The sequence below is a fragment of the Thiothrix winogradskyi genome, assembly GCF_021650935.1.
In the GTDB taxonomy this organism is placed as follows: Bacteria; Pseudomonadota; Gammaproteobacteria; order Thiotrichales; family Thiotrichaceae; genus Thiothrix; species Thiothrix winogradskyi.
The window spans coordinates 4,249,427-4,266,445 of sequence record NZ_CP091244.1 but is presented as its reverse complement, the minus strand read 5'-3'; the positions used below and the strand labels follow the sequence as shown (position 1 = coordinate 4,266,445).

At 49.8% G+C, this 17,019-nt stretch carries 15 protein-coding genes; 2 read left to right on the top strand and 13 right to left on the bottom strand.

Annotated features, from left to right (window positions below; all coding sequences use genetic code 11):
• Positions 1-16: 16 nt before the first annotated feature.
• From mdoH to L2Y54_RS21075, 3 genes are all read right to left on the bottom strand, one after another.
• On the bottom strand, positions 17-2,047 hold the full coding sequence (gene mdoH / locus L2Y54_RS21085) for a glucans biosynthesis glucosyltransferase MdoH (protein ID WP_236498857.1): 2,031 nt from the start codon (positions 2,045-2,047) through the stop codon (positions 17-19).
• A complete protein-coding gene (locus L2Y54_RS21080) occupies positions 2,044-2,415 on the bottom strand; it encodes a hypothetical protein (RefSeq protein WP_236498855.1) in 372 nt (123 codons plus the stop codon). The genes mdoH and L2Y54_RS21080 overlap by 4 nt, the downstream gene beginning before the upstream one ends.
• 66 nt (positions 2,416-2,481) lie before the next feature.
• Positions 2,482-4,008, bottom strand: a complete 1,527-nt coding sequence (locus L2Y54_RS21075; protein WP_236498854.1) for an OpgD/OpgG family glucan biosynthesis protein — start codon at positions 4,006-4,008, stop codon at positions 2,482-2,484.
• 189 nt (positions 4,009-4,197) lie between these two features.
• Between L2Y54_RS21075 and opgC the strand changes: the two genes are divergently transcribed.
• Positions 4,198-5,373, top strand: coding sequence for an OpgC domain-containing protein (opgC, locus tag L2Y54_RS21070; protein WP_236498852.1), 1,176 nt, complete (start codon positions 4,198-4,200; stop codon positions 5,371-5,373).
• 17 nt (positions 5,374-5,390) lie between these two features.
• Here opgC and ubiE read toward each other — a convergent pair whose 3' ends face one another.
• Positions 5,391-6,143, bottom strand: coding sequence for a bifunctional demethylmenaquinone methyltransferase/2-methoxy-6-polyprenyl-1,4-benzoquinol methylase UbiE (gene ubiE, locus L2Y54_RS21065; RefSeq protein WP_236498851.1), 753 nt, complete (start codon positions 6,141-6,143; stop codon positions 5,391-5,393).
• Between the two features lie 81 nt (positions 6,144-6,224).
• Here ubiE and L2Y54_RS21060 point away from each other — a divergent pair, with 81 nt between their 5' ends.
• A complete protein-coding gene (locus L2Y54_RS21060; protein ID WP_236498850.1) occupies positions 6,225-6,629 on the top strand; it encodes a hypothetical protein in 405 nt (134 codons plus the stop codon).
• 10 nt (positions 6,630-6,639) lie between these two features.
• On the opposite strand, the gene L2Y54_RS21055 is transcribed toward L2Y54_RS21060, so the two are convergent.
• The 9 genes from L2Y54_RS21055 to L2Y54_RS21015 all read right to left on the bottom strand — a co-directional run bounded on the left by L2Y54_RS21055 (position 6,640) and on the right by L2Y54_RS21015 (position 16,986).
• Entirely contained in the window at positions 6,640-7,515 is an 876-nt protein-coding gene (locus L2Y54_RS21055; RefSeq protein ID WP_236498848.1) for a prepilin peptidase, read from the bottom strand.
• Positions 7,516-7,523: 8 nt separating this feature from the next.
• The gene (locus L2Y54_RS21050; RefSeq protein WP_236498847.1) at positions 7,524-8,774 is read right to left on the bottom strand and encodes a type II secretion system F family protein; all 1,251 of its coding nucleotides are present in this window, start codon (positions 8,772-8,774) and stop codon (positions 7,524-7,526) included.
• Positions 8,775-8,866: 92 nt separating this feature from the next.
• Entirely contained in the window at positions 8,867-10,588 is a 1,722-nt protein-coding gene (gene pilB / locus L2Y54_RS21045) for a type IV-A pilus assembly ATPase PilB (RefSeq protein ID WP_236498846.1), read from the bottom strand.
• A gap of 81 nt (positions 10,589-10,669) precedes the next feature.
• Positions 10,670-12,226 carry an ATP-binding protein gene (locus L2Y54_RS21040; protein ID WP_236498844.1) on the bottom strand — a complete coding sequence of 519 codons (1,557 nt, stop codon included), beginning with the start codon at positions 12,224-12,226 and terminating at the stop codon, positions 10,670-10,672.
• 49 nt (positions 12,227-12,275) lie between these two features.
• Entirely contained in the window at positions 12,276-13,814 is a 1,539-nt protein-coding gene (locus tag L2Y54_RS21035) for an ATP-binding protein (RefSeq protein ID WP_236498843.1), read from the bottom strand.
• Between the two features lie 37 nt (positions 13,815-13,851).
• A complete protein-coding gene (locus L2Y54_RS21030; RefSeq protein WP_236498842.1) occupies positions 13,852-14,682 on the bottom strand; it encodes an RpnC/YadD family protein in 831 nt (276 codons plus the stop codon).
• 67 nt (positions 14,683-14,749) lie between these two features.
• Positions 14,750-15,127 carry an HVO_A0114 family putative DNA-binding protein gene (locus L2Y54_RS21025; protein WP_236498840.1) on the bottom strand — a complete coding sequence of 126 codons (378 nt, stop codon included), beginning with the start codon at positions 15,125-15,127 and terminating at the stop codon, positions 14,750-14,752.
• 302 nt (positions 15,128-15,429) lie between these two features.
• Positions 15,430-16,197, bottom strand: a complete 768-nt coding sequence (gene tfpZ / locus L2Y54_RS21020; protein ID WP_236498838.1) for a TfpX/TfpZ family type IV pilin accessory protein — start codon at positions 16,195-16,197, stop codon at positions 15,430-15,432.
• A gap of 243 nt (positions 16,198-16,440) precedes the next feature.
• On the bottom strand, positions 16,441-16,986 hold the full coding sequence (locus tag L2Y54_RS21015) for a pilin (protein WP_311196213.1): 546 nt from the start codon (positions 16,984-16,986) through the stop codon (positions 16,441-16,443).
• Positions 16,987-17,019 lie beyond the last annotated feature (33 nt).

The window sequence follows — 17,019 nt, the reverse complement described above, 5'->3', positions numbered from 1 at the left end:
CGCATTGACGAATGTCTCATAGCTTCGACATCCAGTGTTCGTGGAATCGTGCTTCCGGCAATTGCCACACTTGCGTATGCAATTGCGTGAGCATGTCGTCATCTTCCAGAATGATCAGGCGTTCGCTGTTGGAAATCGCGCCGGGACCTTGTTCTAGCAAGCGTTTGACCTGTTCTTCACGTTGCTGGCGTGTGCCTTCGGGGACGTGCTGGCGGTGCGGGATGTAGGTCATGTGTTGCCGGAAAGCGAGCGGATCAACCACCACGCGGATAAACAAATCGCGGGTAGAGATGCAGGGGTTCGCCAACATTTCAGCGTAATTTTTCTCAAAGGCTTGCAAGATATAGTCGGGCGCAACCTCGTCTGGGGTGCGGAATAGGTTGGTTTGCAAGCTGGTTTGGGCGCTGGTCAACATGGCCAATGGCACTGAAAGCACTAAGCCTGCGATAACCGGCGACATCCACAAAAAGGTCATGGGGTTGAATATCAACAGCAAAATTGCCCACGCCACGCCAATTTGGCTGACCCAGCCGTATTCCTGCCAAGCATCTGCCCAGGTCAAGCCGCCGCCAGTACGTTGCTGCGTTCCCCACACGGCACGTTTGCCTTGTAAGATTTGCACCACGAATTTGCTGTAATACATCATGCGCACGGGGGCAGTAAGCATAGAAAGCAGGGTTTCTGTGGCGACACTGGCGCTTAGCCCGCTGACACCGCCAAACAAATGCGCCGTGCCCTTGCGTGCTGTTTCTGCTAAGCCGAAAGTTTTGTAGAAAAACAGCAAAATGAGAGTCAGCACCAATAACGCGCTATTGCCTGCGGTTAACGGAATTAAGGTGAGTTTGGGGTAAAATACCGCAATCGCGGTTAATACGCCCAGCCAGCCCAACCAAATCAAGGAGCTGACGTAAGACATAATGCCGCCCAACAACAGGAAGCGGTGGAGGTGCGGAATGCCATGCGCCCAAATAATCAGCCAGTGTTGCAGGTTGCCCTGACACCAGCGGCGGTCGCGTTTGAGAGCATCGGTCATGGTTGGTGGGGGGCGCTCGAAGCTGCCTTCCATGTCGTAAGCCAGCCAAGTTTCCCAGCCTGCACGGTTGAGTAACGCCGCTTCTACAAAGTCGTGGCTGAGGATTTCGCCGCCTAAAGTGCTGCCTTCTTTCAGTTTGGGCAAGTGGCAATGCCCCATAAAGGCTTGGGTACGAATGATGACATTGTGCCCCCAGTATTGGCTTTCACCCAGCCACCACCAATGCAAACCCGCAAAAAATATCGGCCCGTATAAGCGATTCACGAATTGCTGCCCGCGAGCGTACAGCGTATCCAAGCCGATCGTGTAGAGCGGGGTTTGGATTAGACCAACCCGTTCATTGCGTTCCATCGCATCGACCAGACGGATTAAGGCATCGCCGGTCATGAGGCTGTCAGCGTCCAGTACTACCATGTAGGGGTGACGTTTACCCCAGCGGCGGCAGAAATCCATCACATTGCCGCTTTTCTTTTTGGTGCGGTGTTTGCGGCGGCGGTAATGGATGCGTTCGGATGAACCCACAGTGCGGCACAATGCTGACCATGCGGCTTCTTCGCGTAACCAATTGCTGGCATCGTCGGAATCCGAGAGGATGTAGAACTCGAACTGGTGTAACTGCCCGGTTTGTTCTAGCGATTGGTAAATGCTTTGCAGCCCGGCGTAAACATAGGCGATGTCTTCGTTATAAATGGGCAGCAAAATCGCGGTGGTATCGCGGGTTTGCAATTGCGGCAAGGGCGAAGTGGGCGCACTCGCAACGCGGTTTTGCCCGCCGAAATTCAGCACCCACAACCCGACCACAGCGGTCATAAAGCCTAAGGCTAACCACAAAAACAGTACCGCAAACGGAATCAGCACTAAGGCTTGCCACACAATGGGTAACTCGGCGGGCAGGTTAGCACCTAGCCAGAAAGTTGCGAGTCCGGTCAGGAAGGCAATTGTCGCAAAAAATACCACACGCCGCCGTCTGGCGGTCGCTTGCCAAGGTATTTGTTCGTCGTGTGCTTGGCTCATTTAAGCAGTAAACGTGAGCGTGGGCGTGACGATGGCAATAATGTAATCGCTTGCAAGGGCGCTATCCGAATACTGCTGCGCTCAAACAACGGCCCGGTGGGGGTGCGGTTGTCGCTGTTTTTGGCTTGCAGCAGTGCCAGCTCTTCCTGAGCGGTGCTGATGAACAGTTGAATCAGTTCTTGCTCGGAAAAAAGTCCTGCCCGCGCCAGCTTCTGGGTGATTTGCGCTAACAGGCGTTCACGTTCCCAATCCAGTAAGCGGTGCAGTTTCAGGTAATCATTGGCACGTTTTTGGGCGATCAACCACGCATTGCTGGGCGCGTTGGTATCAGGTGTTTCCACGTTTGTTTGTGCTAGTTGTTCAGTCATTTGTTTGTCAATCCACGCAAGGGTTGTTAACAGTAATACCATTGTTGTTGTTATTGAGACTGCGGGTCAGGGTGCATTGCACAGTGACTCAGGAATAGGGTAAGACCACGTTTCGCTCAAAGGGTTTACACCGTCTGTCAGACGAATGGTTGCAGTCATGGGTTTGTCACAGGTTTCCGGGAATACCGCAGCAATGACGCGCCAGCCTTTCACATAGGGGTTTTCCTGTACCACTACCGGATTGGTTTTACCTGCACCGTTGAATGTTAACTCTGCCTGCGGCATTTTGGCTAGTTTCGGTACATCATTGAAATCGACAATAAAACGTATACGTCCCTTATGACCGGGTAAACCATCCACCGCCTTATTCGTCGCACGGGTCGCCACAACTTTACCTAATGTATGGGCAGGTGGCTCATCCGAACGCCATGACATGCGGTAATGCAAGTGGCTGAAAGCGTTGCCAGCATCACTTTTCCAGTATGCCACGATGTTATCTAAAATGTCAGACTCCGTATGTAAGCGCAGCAATTGCACACTGCCTTTGCCCCAATCGCCTAAAGGCTCTATCCAAACACTGGGGCGGGCGTGATACCACGCTTCTAGGTCCTGATAGTTGTTGAAATCACGGTCACGTTGCAGCAAGCCGAACCCGGAGAGTGTCTCCACAGGCGTTGATTGGAAGTTGAAGTAAGGAACTTCCCACAGCGGCTGCCATGTCCAGTCTTTGCCGCGCTGAATCAGCAAGCCATCAGAATCATGTACTTCGGGGCGATAGTCACCGTAATGTTGCTGGGAGTTTTCACCGTGGAAGAACATGCTGGTCAGGGGCGCAATGCCGATTTCAGTCATGTCTTGGCGCGGGTAAAGCTGGGTTTCGACTTCCATTTCAGTGCTTTTACCGGGTGTCAGCACAAAACGGGTGGCACCGGTGGTTGAAGGTGAGTCGAGCAGGGCGCAAAACACCAGTGTTTCGGCATCCTTAGCCGGTTTTTCCAGCCAGAACTTGGTGTAATCGGGGAATTCTTCTTTGCCTTCCAGCGAGGTGTTAATGGCAAGCCCGCGTGCCGACAAGCCGTATTTTTGATCCAGCCCCAGCGCACGGAAGTAGCTGGCACCTTGGAAGACGAGTGCTTCGGTGTAACTGGAGTGTTTGCCGCCGAGTTTGGCGAGGATGCGAAAGCCGGTAAAGCCCATATTCGGTTCGTCATTTTCGAGGTTTAAGTCTTTGACTTCGGTGTAGTCATAATACTTGCGCGAAAATTTGATGGGGGTTGCCGCGCCGTTTTCCCAAGCAAACAGTTCGATAGGGTGAATGTAATGCATCCCCGGATGCATAAATTCGAGTTGGAACGGGAGCATTTCATCGCGCCAAAAGGTTTGGTTGCCTTTGAACTTGATGCGCTGGTAATGGTCGTAAGTAATTCGCCCTGTATCCACTTTCATCATGGGCGTTTTGCTGAACGGTTGGCTGGAGAGTTGCTCCGCCACCTGTTTGACGTGTGTAAAACAGCCGTCATCTGCGTAAGCGTTAACGTCGCTAAAGGTGAGTAATACAAATGATAAGAGCCAAATAGGCAGGTTAGATTTCATAATGGTGGGATACCGAAGAGGGCTATGTTGCTCAGTAGGTTGCCAAGATTGACCAAGGGACTTGGGGAAGAAATAGTAGAGCAGAATTTGAGTGACGTCTAGCGGTATATGATTGGCAGAATAAGCACTTGGTCGTATAGTTGCGCCCCGTAGCCCTAATAACGCCGCAAGGCAAGGAATTTGTTGTCGATGAACCGTGACATTTCGCTGGATATACTCAGAGGTTTGATGTTGATCATTATGGCTGCTGACCATTTTGGTGAGCCGATCTTCCAGCATTTGTATGAATTTGCTGGGTATGTCAGTGCGGCGGAAGGCTTTGTCTTTCTGTCTGGCATGTTGGTGGCGTTGGTGTACAGCCGTTATCACACTGCCGGTGGGCAAGTACTGGAGCAGCGTGTGTGGCAGCGTGCCGGGGTGATTTACCTTTACCATTTGATGGTATTGCTGGCGGTGTTTGTATTCACGGTGGCAACACAATGGTCGGGGGCGTATTGGACCAGTTTTGCCAATGAGATGCAGGTGGAACCCGCCCGCGCTTTGCTATCAGGACTGTTATTGGTCTATCAGCCGCCGATGTTGGATGTGTTGCCCTTGTATGTGGTGTTGATGTTGGCAGCACCGTTTGGGCTGCGTTTGATGTTGCAATACCAAACCATTGGGGTGGCAATGGTATTGTTGGGCAGTGGCGGTTTATGGCTGGCAGCGCAGTATGGCTGGGGGCGTGATGTATTGGCATTGTTGCCGCAGGGGTTGTTGTTGCGGGGTGGTGCATTTAATTTCATGGCTTGGCAATTCATTTTTGTGCTGGGCATGGTGTTGGGTTTCCTGCGTTTTAATAGCAAGGGTGCGTTACCACGTGTGAATGGCTGGTTGTGGTCGGTCAGTTTGCTGGTGATTGTGGCGCTGTATTTGCAACGGCATGGTTATGTATCGCGTGATTTATCGCCGATTGCTGCGTGGTTTCAGGAATACCGTCACATTGGGCGGGACAATCTGTCCTGGCTGCGCTTGACGAATTTCTTGGCGTTTGTGTACGTGATTGCCGGAATTATTGTGTTGCACCGGCGCTATAACGTGTTGAAGTTGCTGGCTTGGCCAGCGCGGTGGTTGGGCTTTTTGGGACAGCATTCCTTGCAGGTTTTTGCTTTCCATCTGGTGGTGCTGTATTGCTACATTCCGTTCCGCTGGGGGGATTGGGCGTTTACAGATAATCAGAAATGGTTGGTGCTGGTGGTGTTTCTGGCGAGCTTAACGCTACCTGCGCTGTGGCACAAAGCCTATTTACAGCGCAAGAAACAACAGAACCGTAGGTCGGACTTTAGTCCGACAGCCTCTGTCGCTTTGACACCCATGTCGGGCTGAAGCCCGACCTACAGGGGTTAGAACTTGTAGCCTTTGTGCAAGGCTACAATGCCGCCGGTCATATTGGTGTAGGTGACGCGCTCAAATCCGGCGGTTTCCAGCATGGCTTTGAGGGTTGCTTGATCCGGGTGCATACGGATGGATTCCGCCAAATAACGGTAGCTTTCCGCATCATTCGCAATCAATTTGCCCATCAGCGGCAGGAATTTGAACGAATACTGGTCGTAAATCGGTGCTAAACCGGGTACGGCGGGTTTAGAAAATTCCAGCACCAACAAGCGCCCGCCCGGTTTCAACACGCGGTACATGGAGCGCAATGCCTTATCCTTATCCGTCACATTCCGCAGCCCGAAGGCAATGGTGATAATGTCGAAATGGTTGTCAGCAAACGGCAAGCATTCCGCATTCGCCTGCACGTAACGCACATTGCCGCCAATCCCCCTATCGGTTAGACGTTCCCGCCCGTTTTCCAGCATCGACGCATTGATGTCGGAAAGGATCACTTCGCCATCATCCCCCACGATCCGCGCAAACTTCGACGCCAAGTCACCCGTGCCGCCTGCCAGATCCAATACGCGGTTGCCGCGTTTTGCGCCTGCTGCATCAATCGTGAAGCGTTTCCACAGCCGATGCACGCCAAATGACATTACGTCGTTCATTACGTCGTACTTGTCGGCTACTGAATGAAATACGCCAGCAACCCGACTAGCTTTCTCAGTAACGGGTACTTGTTGAAAACCGAAATGGGTGGTTTGTTCCTGTTCTGCCATGCGACATGTTTCCGTGTGGTTCAAGGTGACTCAATTATTGGGGCATTGTAACAGGCAAACGCCATTTCTACATGGAGTCTGATGATGAAAAAGTTAATAGCAGGTTTAGGGTTGACGGTATTGGCCGTGCCTTCTGCGCAAGCGTGGACAGGTAGTGTGGAAGATATGCGCACTATGCGAGCCAATCAAAGCCACCCTATCGTGCGGGTCGTCAAGCAATATCAAACCGCCACCTTGTCGTGTGAGCAATGCCAAGTACGTCATGGCAGAGTGCAACAGCCAGCTCATCAGGCAACCGGTTGGCAGCGTTCAGCGCGGGTAACACCGCAACGTATGCAGCGCCCGCATCAGACCGCCCGTGTGCCGGTACGCCCGGTACAAATGTACGCCTATTATGTGCCGCAACGCCATCAGACGGCGAAACACCCACCGCGTATTCACCGTATTGTGGGGCAAGCGCCGCCGATGTGCCGCTATATTAGCTAGTGTCGGCGCTTTAGAATGGCATGAAAATCTTGCTCATCCAGTTCAGGATTTCCTCGCGCCATACGATTGCCACAAAGCCTGCCATTGCCAGCCAGGGGCCAAATGGCATGGGCAGGCTTTCGCGTTTGCCCTTTGCCAGCATCCATAGAATCCCAAATATCGCACCAAACGCCGATGATGCGAAAATCACGAACGGCAGAATCTGCCAGCCACCCCACGCACCGAGTGCCGCCAGCAATTTGAAATCGCCGTGCCCCATGCCTTCCTTGCCCGTCAACAGCCGGAACAGGTGAAACACTGACCAGAGCGCCAAATAGCCAAATGCTGCACCCAATACCGCATCTGGCAAACTGACAAACGTGCCGCTAATATTGAGCAGCAAACCCGCCCACAGCAGCGGATACGTGAGAATGTCTGGCAGCAGCATGGTTTGCGCATCAATCATAAACAGCGCGACCAGTACCCAAGTAAAGCCGAGCAATGCCACTAATTCAACGCCATAACCGACGCGCCAAGCCACCAGCATGGAAAACAGTGCTGTCGCCAGTTCCACCAATGGGTATTGGCTGGAAATCGGGGTTTTGCAGCCCGCACATTTGCCGCGCAGCAATAGGTAGCTAATGACCGGAATGTTTTCCAATGCGGTGATTTTATGCCCACAGGTCGGGCATTGTGAGCGTGGCACGACCAGATTGAAATCGCCGGTATCTTGCTTGTCAGGGTGTTGATCCAGCCATTCGTTACAGTCGTGTTTCCATTGGCGTTCTAACATAATCGGCAGGCGGTAAATGACCACATTCAGAAAACTGCCCACCAATAGCGAAAATAGCCCCACGACACTTATTAGCCAGACTGGGCTGGTTTTGAGTAAAAAAATCAGTTCCATGAGAATTCCTAAACAACAGCCCCAAGTTTAAAGATGGGCAGGTACATGGCAATGACTAAACTGCCCACAATCCCGCCCAGTACCGCCATGATCAGCGGTTCAATTTGTTTTGCCAAGGTATCGACCAAAGCGTCAACCTGTGCTTCGTAATAATCGGCTACTTTTGCCAGCATTTCTTCCAAGCGCCCGGATTCTTCACCGATACGGGTCATTTGTACCATCATATTGGGGAATAATTGCGTGGTTTGCATGGCCGTATTCAATTGTACCCCGCGAGCGGTATCGTCTTGAATTCGCCGCGAAGCTTCTTCATACAAGGCATTGCCGGTCGCACCCGCCACCGAATCCATGGCTTCAACCAACGGCACACCCGCCGCAAACATGGTGGCTAGAGTACGCGCAAATCGTGCCACCGCCGACAAGTTCAATATATTCCCCATGATCGGGATCTTTAACGACGCTTTATCCACGAAGCGGTCAAAGGCTTTGGAGCGTTGCCGAGCTTGGGTAAAACTAACCCCGATAGCAACAAATAGCAGTATTGGTTGCCACCAGTTGGCAACTAACCAATCCGAAAACGAAATAACCAACAAGGTGAAAGCGGGCAAATCAGCCCCAAAGCTGCTAAAGACTTCCTTAAACTGCGGGATAACCCAGATCAGCAAGATTGCCGATACCACCACGGCAGCAACCACGACGATAATCGGGTACATCATCGCACTTTTGACTTTGGCTTTGAGCGCTTCACTTTTTTCTTTGTAGGTGGCTACTTTTTCCAGCATGGTTTCCAGCGTACCGGCTTGTTCGCCCGCTTTTACCAAGTTGACAAACAATTTGTCGAAATATTTGGGGTGTTTGGCTAAGGCATTGCCTAAGCTGGCACCGCCTTCGATGTCGGCGCGTAATTTATTGACCAGTTCGCGTACTGAGGCATTATCGCCCCCGGATGCCATTAATTCCAAAGATTGCACCATTGGCACACCAGACCGCATCATGGTGGTTAATTGGCGGGCAAATTGGGCAATATCGCCCGGTTTGATCGCGGGTTTGAACAGCGGTTTGGGTTTGCGGTAGATGCGCCCCGGATTAATACCTTTGCGCCGCAGTTCAGCACGTAACCAGTTGGGATTCACGGCTTCGGTTTCACCACGCATTTTTACGCCATTGCGGTTAACGCCTTCCCACTTGTAAATGGCTTGTGGTGCGCTGGGGGCGGGTTTTTTGCCTGCTACCGGCTTTTTCAAGGTGTTGCTTTGCATATCCGTGGCTCTGCGTTATTTTTATAGTGTTACTAGTCTAACACGCGTTGCTGCTGAAATCGTATCCCATGGGATAACCGGTCGTTACGGGTTTAGTCTGAGGTGACACGTTCCAGCTCTGCCAATGAGGTGATGCCCTGCCGCACTTTGTTGAGCGCAGAACGGCGCAAATCCGCAATGCCTTCTTTGAGGGCTTGTTCGGCGATTTCCAGCGAGTTGCTGCCATTCATGATCATGCGCCCCATTTCAGCAGAAATCGGCATGACTTGGTAAATACCTACTCGACCTTTATAGCCGCGTGAACATTCCGAACATCCGACCGGTTCATAGAGTTTGAGTGAACTGAGTTCGTCAGGTTGGAAGCCCATTTGCAGCAGCACTTCCCGGGGAACACTGGACGGTTGCTTGCACTTTTCACATAAACGTCGCGCCAAACGTTGGGCAATAATTAAGTGAATGGAAGAGGCGATATTAAATGTCGGTACTCCCATGTTCATTAAACGGGTCAGGGTTTCCGGGGCGCTATTGGTGTGCAGGGTGGATAACACTAAGTGTCCCGTTTGTGCCGCTTTGATGGCAATTTCAGCGGTTTCAAGGTCGCGGATTTCCCCCACCATGATGATGTCCGGGTCTTGACGCAAGAAAGAGCGCAAGGCTTCGGCAAAGGTCAGCCCGACTTTGGCATTGACGTTGACTTGGTTCACGCCGGGCATATTGATTTCAGCGGGGTCTTCGGCGGTGGAAATGTTTTTTTCTGGGGTGTTGAGGATGCCTAAACCGGTGTACAGCGTGACGGTTTTACCGCTACCGGTGGGGCCTGTGACCAGAATCATGCCATCGGGTTTGTCCAGCGCTTTCATGAAATCGTGTTGTTGCTTGGGTTCAAAACCGAGCTTTTCTACCCCCAATGCGGCGTTGGAAGAGTCGAGTATCCGCATAACCACTTTCTCACCGAACAGGGTGGGCAGGGTATTCACCCGGAAGTCGATTTTTTGTTTGTCATTGACCGTAAAACGGATACGCCCGTCTTGAGGGACGCGGCGTTCGGAAATATTCATGCGTGCCAAGACTTTGATGCGCGAAATCAATTGTTGGGCGGAATCGTTGGGCGGGTTGGCAACCACTTGCAAAATGCCGTCTATCCGGTAGCGGATCCGCATATTTTTTTCAAAAATCTCAATGTGAATATCCGACGCTTTGGATTTAATGCCGTGGGCTAACAGCTTGTCGACGAATTCAATGACGGCGGGGTCTTCGTCGTCCTTGGTTTTGAGGTCGCGGACATCTAAGGCAATTTCTTTGGCAGCGGCTACTGGCGCGGCAGAGGGAGAAGCTTTACCACCGTGGGTTGGGGCAGCGTGTCCGCTTATACCATCGTCGCTGCTGATATAGCGTTGCAGTTTGTCGAACTCGACAAACACGGGTTCGGGGATTAAGCCGGTGGCAAATTTGACATCATCCAGATTGGTCAAGTAAGTGGGGTCAGCCAAGCCCACCATGAGATTTTTGCCGCGTTGATACAGGGGAATCAGGTTGAGTTTGCGCATCTGCTCTGGGCTGAGCAGTGCCGCAATCAGCGGTGGAATGCTGATTTGATCGAGGTCGACCATGCTTAAGCCGTATTCGAGGCTGGCGGCATAGGCGACATCTTTGGTGGATACGATCCGGGAGCGAACCATCCAGTCCACCAGTGAGACTTTTTCCGCACGCGCTTTCTGCACGGCTTGCGTCGCCGACTCTTTGTCGAGCAAGTCTTGCACAACTAATTGTCTGGCTAACCCCGGTAAAGGGATGGAAGAAGTCAGCGGTGTCATAATAGGGTGGCTATTGTATCGTTATTAGCATTAATAACTGGGGATGATAGCGCGTTGAAAGTGTCTATAACATGAATTTCTTTAGGTGCTGCTGTTTGCTACTTCTATGACCCAATCGTCCACCGTTTTGGCTTTGCTGCTGAAGTTTATGCCTAACAGCACTTTAGGACGTGGATCTGTCTGGTACGCGCCTGCATAGTCCTTGTCTTTTATTTGTTTGAGTGCAGCCTTGGCGCTTTTATTGAGCTTGAATTCGATAACGTAGATGTGCGTCGGGGTTTTGACGACACAATCAATGCGCCCGGTATTGTCGCTGACTTCGGCTTCGGTGTATTGCCCCAGATAGAAAAATACCAAGTAAATCAGGCTGTGGTAATAGGCTTCGGCTTCTTTGATGAAAATTTGCGAGGGGATTTTCTTGAAGATGCTGTTGATGATCTCGATTACTTGCTCAATGTCATTGGCTTGGAATGCCTTGTGCAAATGCACAACCAAGGGTGTGCCGAGTGCGGTTTGCTCATGCCGCAGGTTGCTGATCATGTATTCCAGTAGGGCTTCTTTGACTTCAGCGTTAGGGTAGTCGAGGCGGTACAGGTTGTGTTCGTCGATGCCTTTGATCGTCAGGTAGCCGGTTTGGAACAGAATTGGCAAAGTTTCTAGGTATTCAATGTCGTAACTGGAAAAGGCGCGTTCGCTCAGTTCGAGGTTGTCGAATTGATAGAGCCAGTCGCGTCGCATTAACTTGATCAGGAATGTCGGTGTGCCGGATTCAAACCAGAAGTTGCGAAACGCATTGGCGCTGAAAAAACTGAGGATGGAATACGGGTTGTAGACGAAGTGTTCGTTATCCCATGAGTAGCCGTTGTACCAGCGGCGTAGTTTTTCCAGCAGTTCTTCACGGCTGAGTTTCAGGCGTTGTTCGGCAGCGGGGAAGTAGGGGGCGAAATAATGCTCTAATTCGGTTTGGGTGTAGCCGACCAAGGTGGCGGCTTTGTGGTCTAAGGTCAGGTCATAGAGGTTATTTAGGTCGGAAAAGACGGAGACTTTGCTGAATTTGGATACGCCGGTGATGAGCAGAAATTCCAAATAGGGGTCGCTGTCTTTGATGACCGAGTAAAAGGTTTTCATCACCTGTTGATTTGTTCGGGCTTGTGGGATGTCATCGAGGTAGTCAATCAGCGGCTTGTCGTATTCGTCGATGAGCAGGACAACTTTTTTGCCGTGTTGTCGTGCTAGCTGCTCCAACAGTTGGCGAAACATCAACGCGATGCTGGCTTGCTGTGGAAATGTTATGCCCCCTGTTGTCCCGATCTTGTTCAGTTCTTGGCGGATAGCTTGTTCTAAGCCAATTTCTCGATAACCAATACTGCTAAAAGACAGGTGTACCACCGGATGCTTGTTATCCCAATCCCATTGGTTTTCAATCCACAAACCTTTGAACAGGTCGCGTTTTCCGCTGAAAATGGCGTTGAGGGTGGAGAGTGTCAGTGATTTTCCGAAGCGGCGCGGACGTGAGAGGAAGTAGTATTTGCCGCTGGCAATCAGGCGGTGGATGGCTTCGGTTTTGTCGATGTATAAATAGTCCTTGCCGATGATTTCTTCAAAGGTTTGGATGCCGATGGGGAGTTTTTGCAACATAGGAAATCCGCTCTACAGAGTGCATGGGGACAGGATAGCATAGTTGGAATTAGGCATTTTCAGTGATCCAGTCATCGACCGTTTTGGCTTTGCTGCTGAAGTTGACGCCTAGCAGGATTTTTGGGCGTGGATCGGTGCGGTATGCGCCTGCATAGTCCTTGTCTTTTATTTGTTTGAGTGCGGCTTTAGCACTTTTATTGAGCTTGAATTCGATAATGTAGATGTGCGTCGGGGTTTTGACGACGCAATCAATGCGCCCGGTATTGTCGCTGACTTCGGCTTCGGTGTATTGCCCCAGATAGAAAAATACCAAGTAAATCAGGCTGTGGTAATAGGCTTCGGCTTCTTTGATGAAAATTTGCGAGGGGATTTTCTTGAAGATGCTTTTAATGATGTCAATGACCGTGGGTAGGTCATTGTTCAGGAAGCTTTTGTGTAATTTTACTACCAGTGGAGTAGTGTTGGCTGGTTCTTCGTGCGCCCATTCTGCGAGTAGGTACATGGACATGGAGGCTTGTACTTCGCGATTGGGGTAGTCGAGGTGGTATAGACCGTATTCGTCACGGCTTTTTAGGGTCAGATACCCTGTTTGGAATAGCACGGGAGCGAGTTGCAGGCGTTCAAGGTCGTAGTTGCCGAGTGCGAGTTCATCGACTTCCATTTCATTGACTTGGTATACCCCATCGCGGCGCATCAGTTTGGGCAAGAACGTGGGCGTACCGGATTCAAACCAGAAGTTGCGAAACGCATTGGCGCTGAAAAAACTGAGGATGGAATACGGGTTGTAGACGAAGTTTTCGGTATCCCACGAGTAGCCGTTGTACCAGCGGCGTAGCATTGCCAGCAATTCTGCGCGGCTGAGTTTTAGGCGTTGTTCGGCGGCTGGGAAATAGGGGACGAAATAGTGTTCCAGCTCGGCTTGAGTATACCCTGTGAGGGTGACAGCTTTGTGGTCTAGGGTTAAGTCATAAAGGTTGTTTAGGTCGGAAAATATCGACACTTTACTGAATTTAGAAACACCCGTGATCAGCAGGAATTCCAGATAAGGGTCGCTGTCTTTGATCACTGAGTAAAAGCTTTTCATCACCTGTTGGTTAGCTTTGACTTGTGGAATGTCATCGAGGTAGTCAATCAACGGCTTGTCGTATTCGTCGATCAATAATACGGCTGTACCGTATTGCTTCGCTATACTTTCAAGCAGCTCGGCAAACAGGCTTTTAGCAGTGGTATTGTGCAGGGTCAGTTGGTAGTGACTGGCAACAACGTGCAGACCTTGTTGTAGCGCCATTTCCAAGCCAACCCCTTGATAGTCTAGCTTACTGAGTTGCAAGTGGATGACTGGATGTGTTTTTCCCCAATCCCATCGGTTTTCAATCCACAAGCCTTTGAACAGGTCACGTTTTCCGCTGAAAATGGCATTGAGGGTGGAGAGTGTCAGCGATTTTCCGAAACGGCGCGGACGTGAGAGGAAGTAGTATTTGCCGCTGGCAATCAGGCGGTGGATGGCTTCGGTTTTGTCGATGTACAAATAGTCTTTGCCGATGATTTCTTCAAAGGTTTGGATGCCGACGGGGAGTTTTTGCAACATAGGAAATTCGCTCTACAGAATGTATGGGGACATACGATCAGTGTAGCTTGAGTTTACTGACTTCTTCTTCGGGCAAGCCGGTTTTTTCGGCGATGGTTTTGTCATCCAGCAAGCCGATGAGTTGGCGGGCTAGGCGTACACGTTCCATCAGAATGCCTTGTTCCTTGCCTTTTTCAATGCCTTCTTTCAGGCCGTCTTCGCGCCCCCATTGGTAGGAGGCGAATTTGGTAACGTCTACTTGTGTCAGCATGTCTTTTGCCTCTTTGATATTGGGGAGGAGATTACGGTTTTCCGCCAGTCGTTCGAGCATGGCGAAGTATTCACCGAAACCGCGTTCGTCTTCATTTAACAGGAATTTTAAGCGACCAGCAATGTAGTTTACCACGTCTTGTACGGGGCGTTGTTTGAAATCGCAGAGGATTGCCATGACCAGTGCATCCGGGGTGTCTTGTGCCAGCAGCAGGCTGCAATCGACGGTGCGCATATCCAGAATGTGGTAGCGGTAACTGAGGTTGTTGTCTAGCCATTCGTCGGCGGTGCGCAAATCTTGTTTGCCGATGTAGATGAGGTATTGGTGCAGCTCCCCGCTGCGGTGTTGGAAACGGATGTCAGTGTAATAGCGCAACATTCGCAGGGGCATATCAGCATCGTTGCTGTTTTGAATTTCGATGTGGAGGATGCCGGATTCGGTTTCGCCTCGCCGTTGGGCGCGGACGACGAGATCAGCGCGGCGTTCTTCGACACGCTGGTGTTGGGTTTCGAGCAGTTCCACGCTGTCGGGGTCAATGTCGAGCTTGAGCAGCAGGTTGGCGAGATCGGCTGCCATGCGTTTGAGGAGTTGCTTGCTGGTGATGTCTTTGGTTTGCATCGCTTGAGTTTAGCAGCAGGACATGGGCATTCTAGCTTTGTCCTGCTGAGCGGTTGGGTTAATGTGACTAAGCTGCGTTACCGTGATGCAAACCAAACTGGACACGAAAATCGGTTGCCTTGACGGTTGGGGCAAGCTTTCCGGCTTGCTTGTGCAACTCGACCACGCCGTAACGTTCTAGGGTTTTCAATGTGCGTGATAGGTTGGGTTTTTTGCGGTGTGAAAGCTGTTCCAGTTCGCTTAGGGACTGGGGTTGATGGCGTATGATTAAATCCAGCAATGCTTGGTTTTCATCGCTCAATACTTGCGCCATGGATTTTACAGATTCAAACCATATTTTAGGTTCATCGGGTAGCGGTTGATAGTCACCTTTGGCGATGGCGATAGTACGTTGGGTGTAATCCAGTCGTGACATAATGCCGATATTGAGAATTTTGTTTGTCATGTTTATGCCTCACTCATCTAGCCGTTGTTCATTGGAAATATCTCACCATTCAGCAAGAGTAAGGTTTCTAAACCTTTATCCTCATTGTGTTGCTGTGTGGGCATGGCGAGTCGTCCTTGGGTTATGATTGGATGATAACAGTATAAGCGTACAGATCGCAATTTTTAGTGCTTGAGCAGCAGATTGGCGAGGTCGCCATGCGTTTGAGGAGTTGCTTGCTAGTGATGTCTTTGATTTGCATAGGGCGATTTTAGCAGCAGGACATAGGCATTCTAGCCTTGTCCCGCTGAGCGGTTGGCTTTTTAGCCATTAGTGGCGACATTCGATAAACGCCACGGGTCGATGTCTAATGTGCCAACAGGTTGTTCGGTGGCTTTATCCCATACCCATAGCACGTCTTTCTCTTTACCAACCAGTGGTAGATAAGCGTAATCGTTGGCGGTCTTACCGTGTTTGGCGATAAATACTTCCAGTTTTTGATTGCTTTCCGGTGTACTGCTGAGTTGTTGTGGTGTTAAACCTTTTTGTAGCACAGCAGTTACAAAGTTTCCAAATGGTTCATAGTATTCTGGTCGTCTTTCTAAATCGGGCAGACCCGATATTGCTTCAAACAATAGCGCATTTCTAGCCTCACGATCTTCTGGTAGTTTCGCATAGGCGAGTTTAGGAAAACCTAATTTCGAGACTTTGAATTCTTCGTGTTGGGCTTTCTCAGGAAGTGCATCCTTCGCGGGAATAAGTTCAAAACGATCTACCGCATAAGAGATGTAAACAGGATGTCCTTGATAAATAGCATGAGCACCATAAATAAATGCTATTAACTGTATGGTTGCAATAAATGTTAAGTCAAATTTTAAACTTGGCTTGTTTTTCTTAAAAATAATAAAGGTCAGCAAAGGACCAAGAACTAAATCAACGCCAATTAATACTAAAAGTAAATGATTTAACCCGCTAATTTCTGCATATGGAGTAGGATACCAAATATAAAAAGCTATCAGTAAAAAAGAGAATAATATAAAGGCACTGATAGTAAAGTGGATTGATGTGGCTGCCAATTTTTCTTTTATCATTTTAGTAAACCTCAGTAATTTTCGGCTCTTCGGGAATTCCCGTGGTGAGAATGGCTCTCATAAAAACCGTTTTCATGAAATCTCTTTCAAATCATTATGTTATTTAATATTGCCTGTCAGACTTGGCGATCACCGATAAACACCAAAATCTGATAACATGATGATTATACATAGAATTTTACAATATTTTCTCTTTGAGATCCATTCTCACCACGGGAATTCCCGAAGAGCCTAATTTTCAAGTTAGCGACATTCAGCCGGAACATATTTAGCTTGTATTGGCTTAAGAGGGGTGGATATATTTAAATTACGTGATGTTGCAGTTGTATTCGTAGCTGATGAGCAACCCCAGTCAAATGAGCCACTTTTGCCATTTATCATGGCAGTTTCTAAATCAAGGATGCCAATATCTGAGTGTACAGAGGGTACAAATACTAATTCATTTTCATTGATATTTATACCTACTGTGCTGCTGTTGAAGGTGATAGTTATTGTGCCAGTGGGATTGTCAATGTGTATCTTTTCAACATATTTACTAGTTGCTACTGTACCATTATTATTTTCTTGATTATTCCAATCGGTGGCTGCGACAGCTATATCCGCAACACTTGCGGCGTGGTTGGCGACAGCCGCCTTGGCTGGATTTGCTAATCTAATCCCTTCCATGATTCGTGAACGTATGGTGTAGTCTTGATAAGCAGGTAATGCAACTGCTGCCAAAATCCCTATAATCGCGACTACAATCATTAGTTCAATTAAGCTAAATCCTTTGTGATGGCTGTTTCTCATAATGCAAATCCCAAGCCTTTATTGAAAAAGGCA

What these genes read in the sequence shown, in the direction of transcription:
- mdoH (WP_236498857.1), bottom strand. Translation starts at nt 2,047, where the DNA reads ATGAGCCAAGCACACGACGAACAAATACCTTGGCAAGCGACCGCCAGA.
- L2Y54_RS21080 (WP_236498855.1), bottom strand. Translation starts at nt 2,415, where the DNA reads ATGACTGAACAACTAGCACAAACAAACGTGGAAACACCTGATACCAAC.
- L2Y54_RS21075 (WP_236498854.1), bottom strand. Translation starts at nt 4,008, where the DNA reads ATGAAATCTAACCTGCCTATTTGGCTCTTATCATTTGTATTACTCACC.
- opgC (WP_236498852.1), top strand. Translation starts at nt 4,198, where the DNA reads ATGAACCGTGACATTTCGCTGGATATACTCAGAGGTTTGATGTTGATC.
- ubiE (WP_236498851.1), bottom strand. Translation starts at nt 6,143, where the DNA reads ATGGCAGAACAGGAACAAACCACCCATTTCGGTTTTCAACAAGTACCC.
- L2Y54_RS21060 (WP_236498850.1), top strand. Translation starts at nt 6,225, where the DNA reads ATGATGAAAAAGTTAATAGCAGGTTTAGGGTTGACGGTATTGGCCGTG.
- L2Y54_RS21055 (WP_236498848.1), bottom strand. Translation starts at nt 7,515, where the DNA reads ATGGAACTGATTTTTTTACTCAAAACCAGCCCAGTCTGGCTAATAAGT.
- L2Y54_RS21050 (WP_236498847.1), bottom strand. Translation starts at nt 8,774, where the DNA reads ATGCAAAGCAACACCTTGAAAAAGCCGGTAGCAGGCAAAAAACCCGCC.
- pilB (WP_236498846.1), bottom strand. Translation starts at nt 10,588, where the DNA reads ATGACACCGCTGACTTCTTCCATCCCTTTACCGGGGTTAGCCAGACAA.
- L2Y54_RS21040 (WP_236498844.1), bottom strand. Translation starts at nt 12,226, where the DNA reads ATGTTGCAAAAACTCCCCATCGGCATCCAAACCTTTGAAGAAATCATC.
- L2Y54_RS21035 (WP_236498843.1), bottom strand. Translation starts at nt 13,814, where the DNA reads ATGTTGCAAAAACTCCCCGTCGGCATCCAAACCTTTGAAGAAATCATC.
- L2Y54_RS21030 (WP_236498842.1), bottom strand. Translation starts at nt 14,682, where the DNA reads ATGCAAACCAAAGACATCACCAGCAAGCAACTCCTCAAACGCATGGCA.
- L2Y54_RS21025 (WP_236498840.1), bottom strand. Translation starts at nt 15,127, where the DNA reads ATGACAAACAAAATTCTCAATATCGGCATTATGTCACGACTGGATTAC.
- tfpZ (WP_236498838.1), bottom strand. Translation starts at nt 16,197, where the DNA reads ATGATAAAAGAAAAATTGGCAGCCACATCAATCCACTTTACTATCAGT.
- L2Y54_RS21015 (WP_311196213.1), bottom strand. Translation starts at nt 16,986, where the DNA reads ATGAGAAACAGCCATCACAAAGGATTTAGCTTAATTGAACTAATGATT.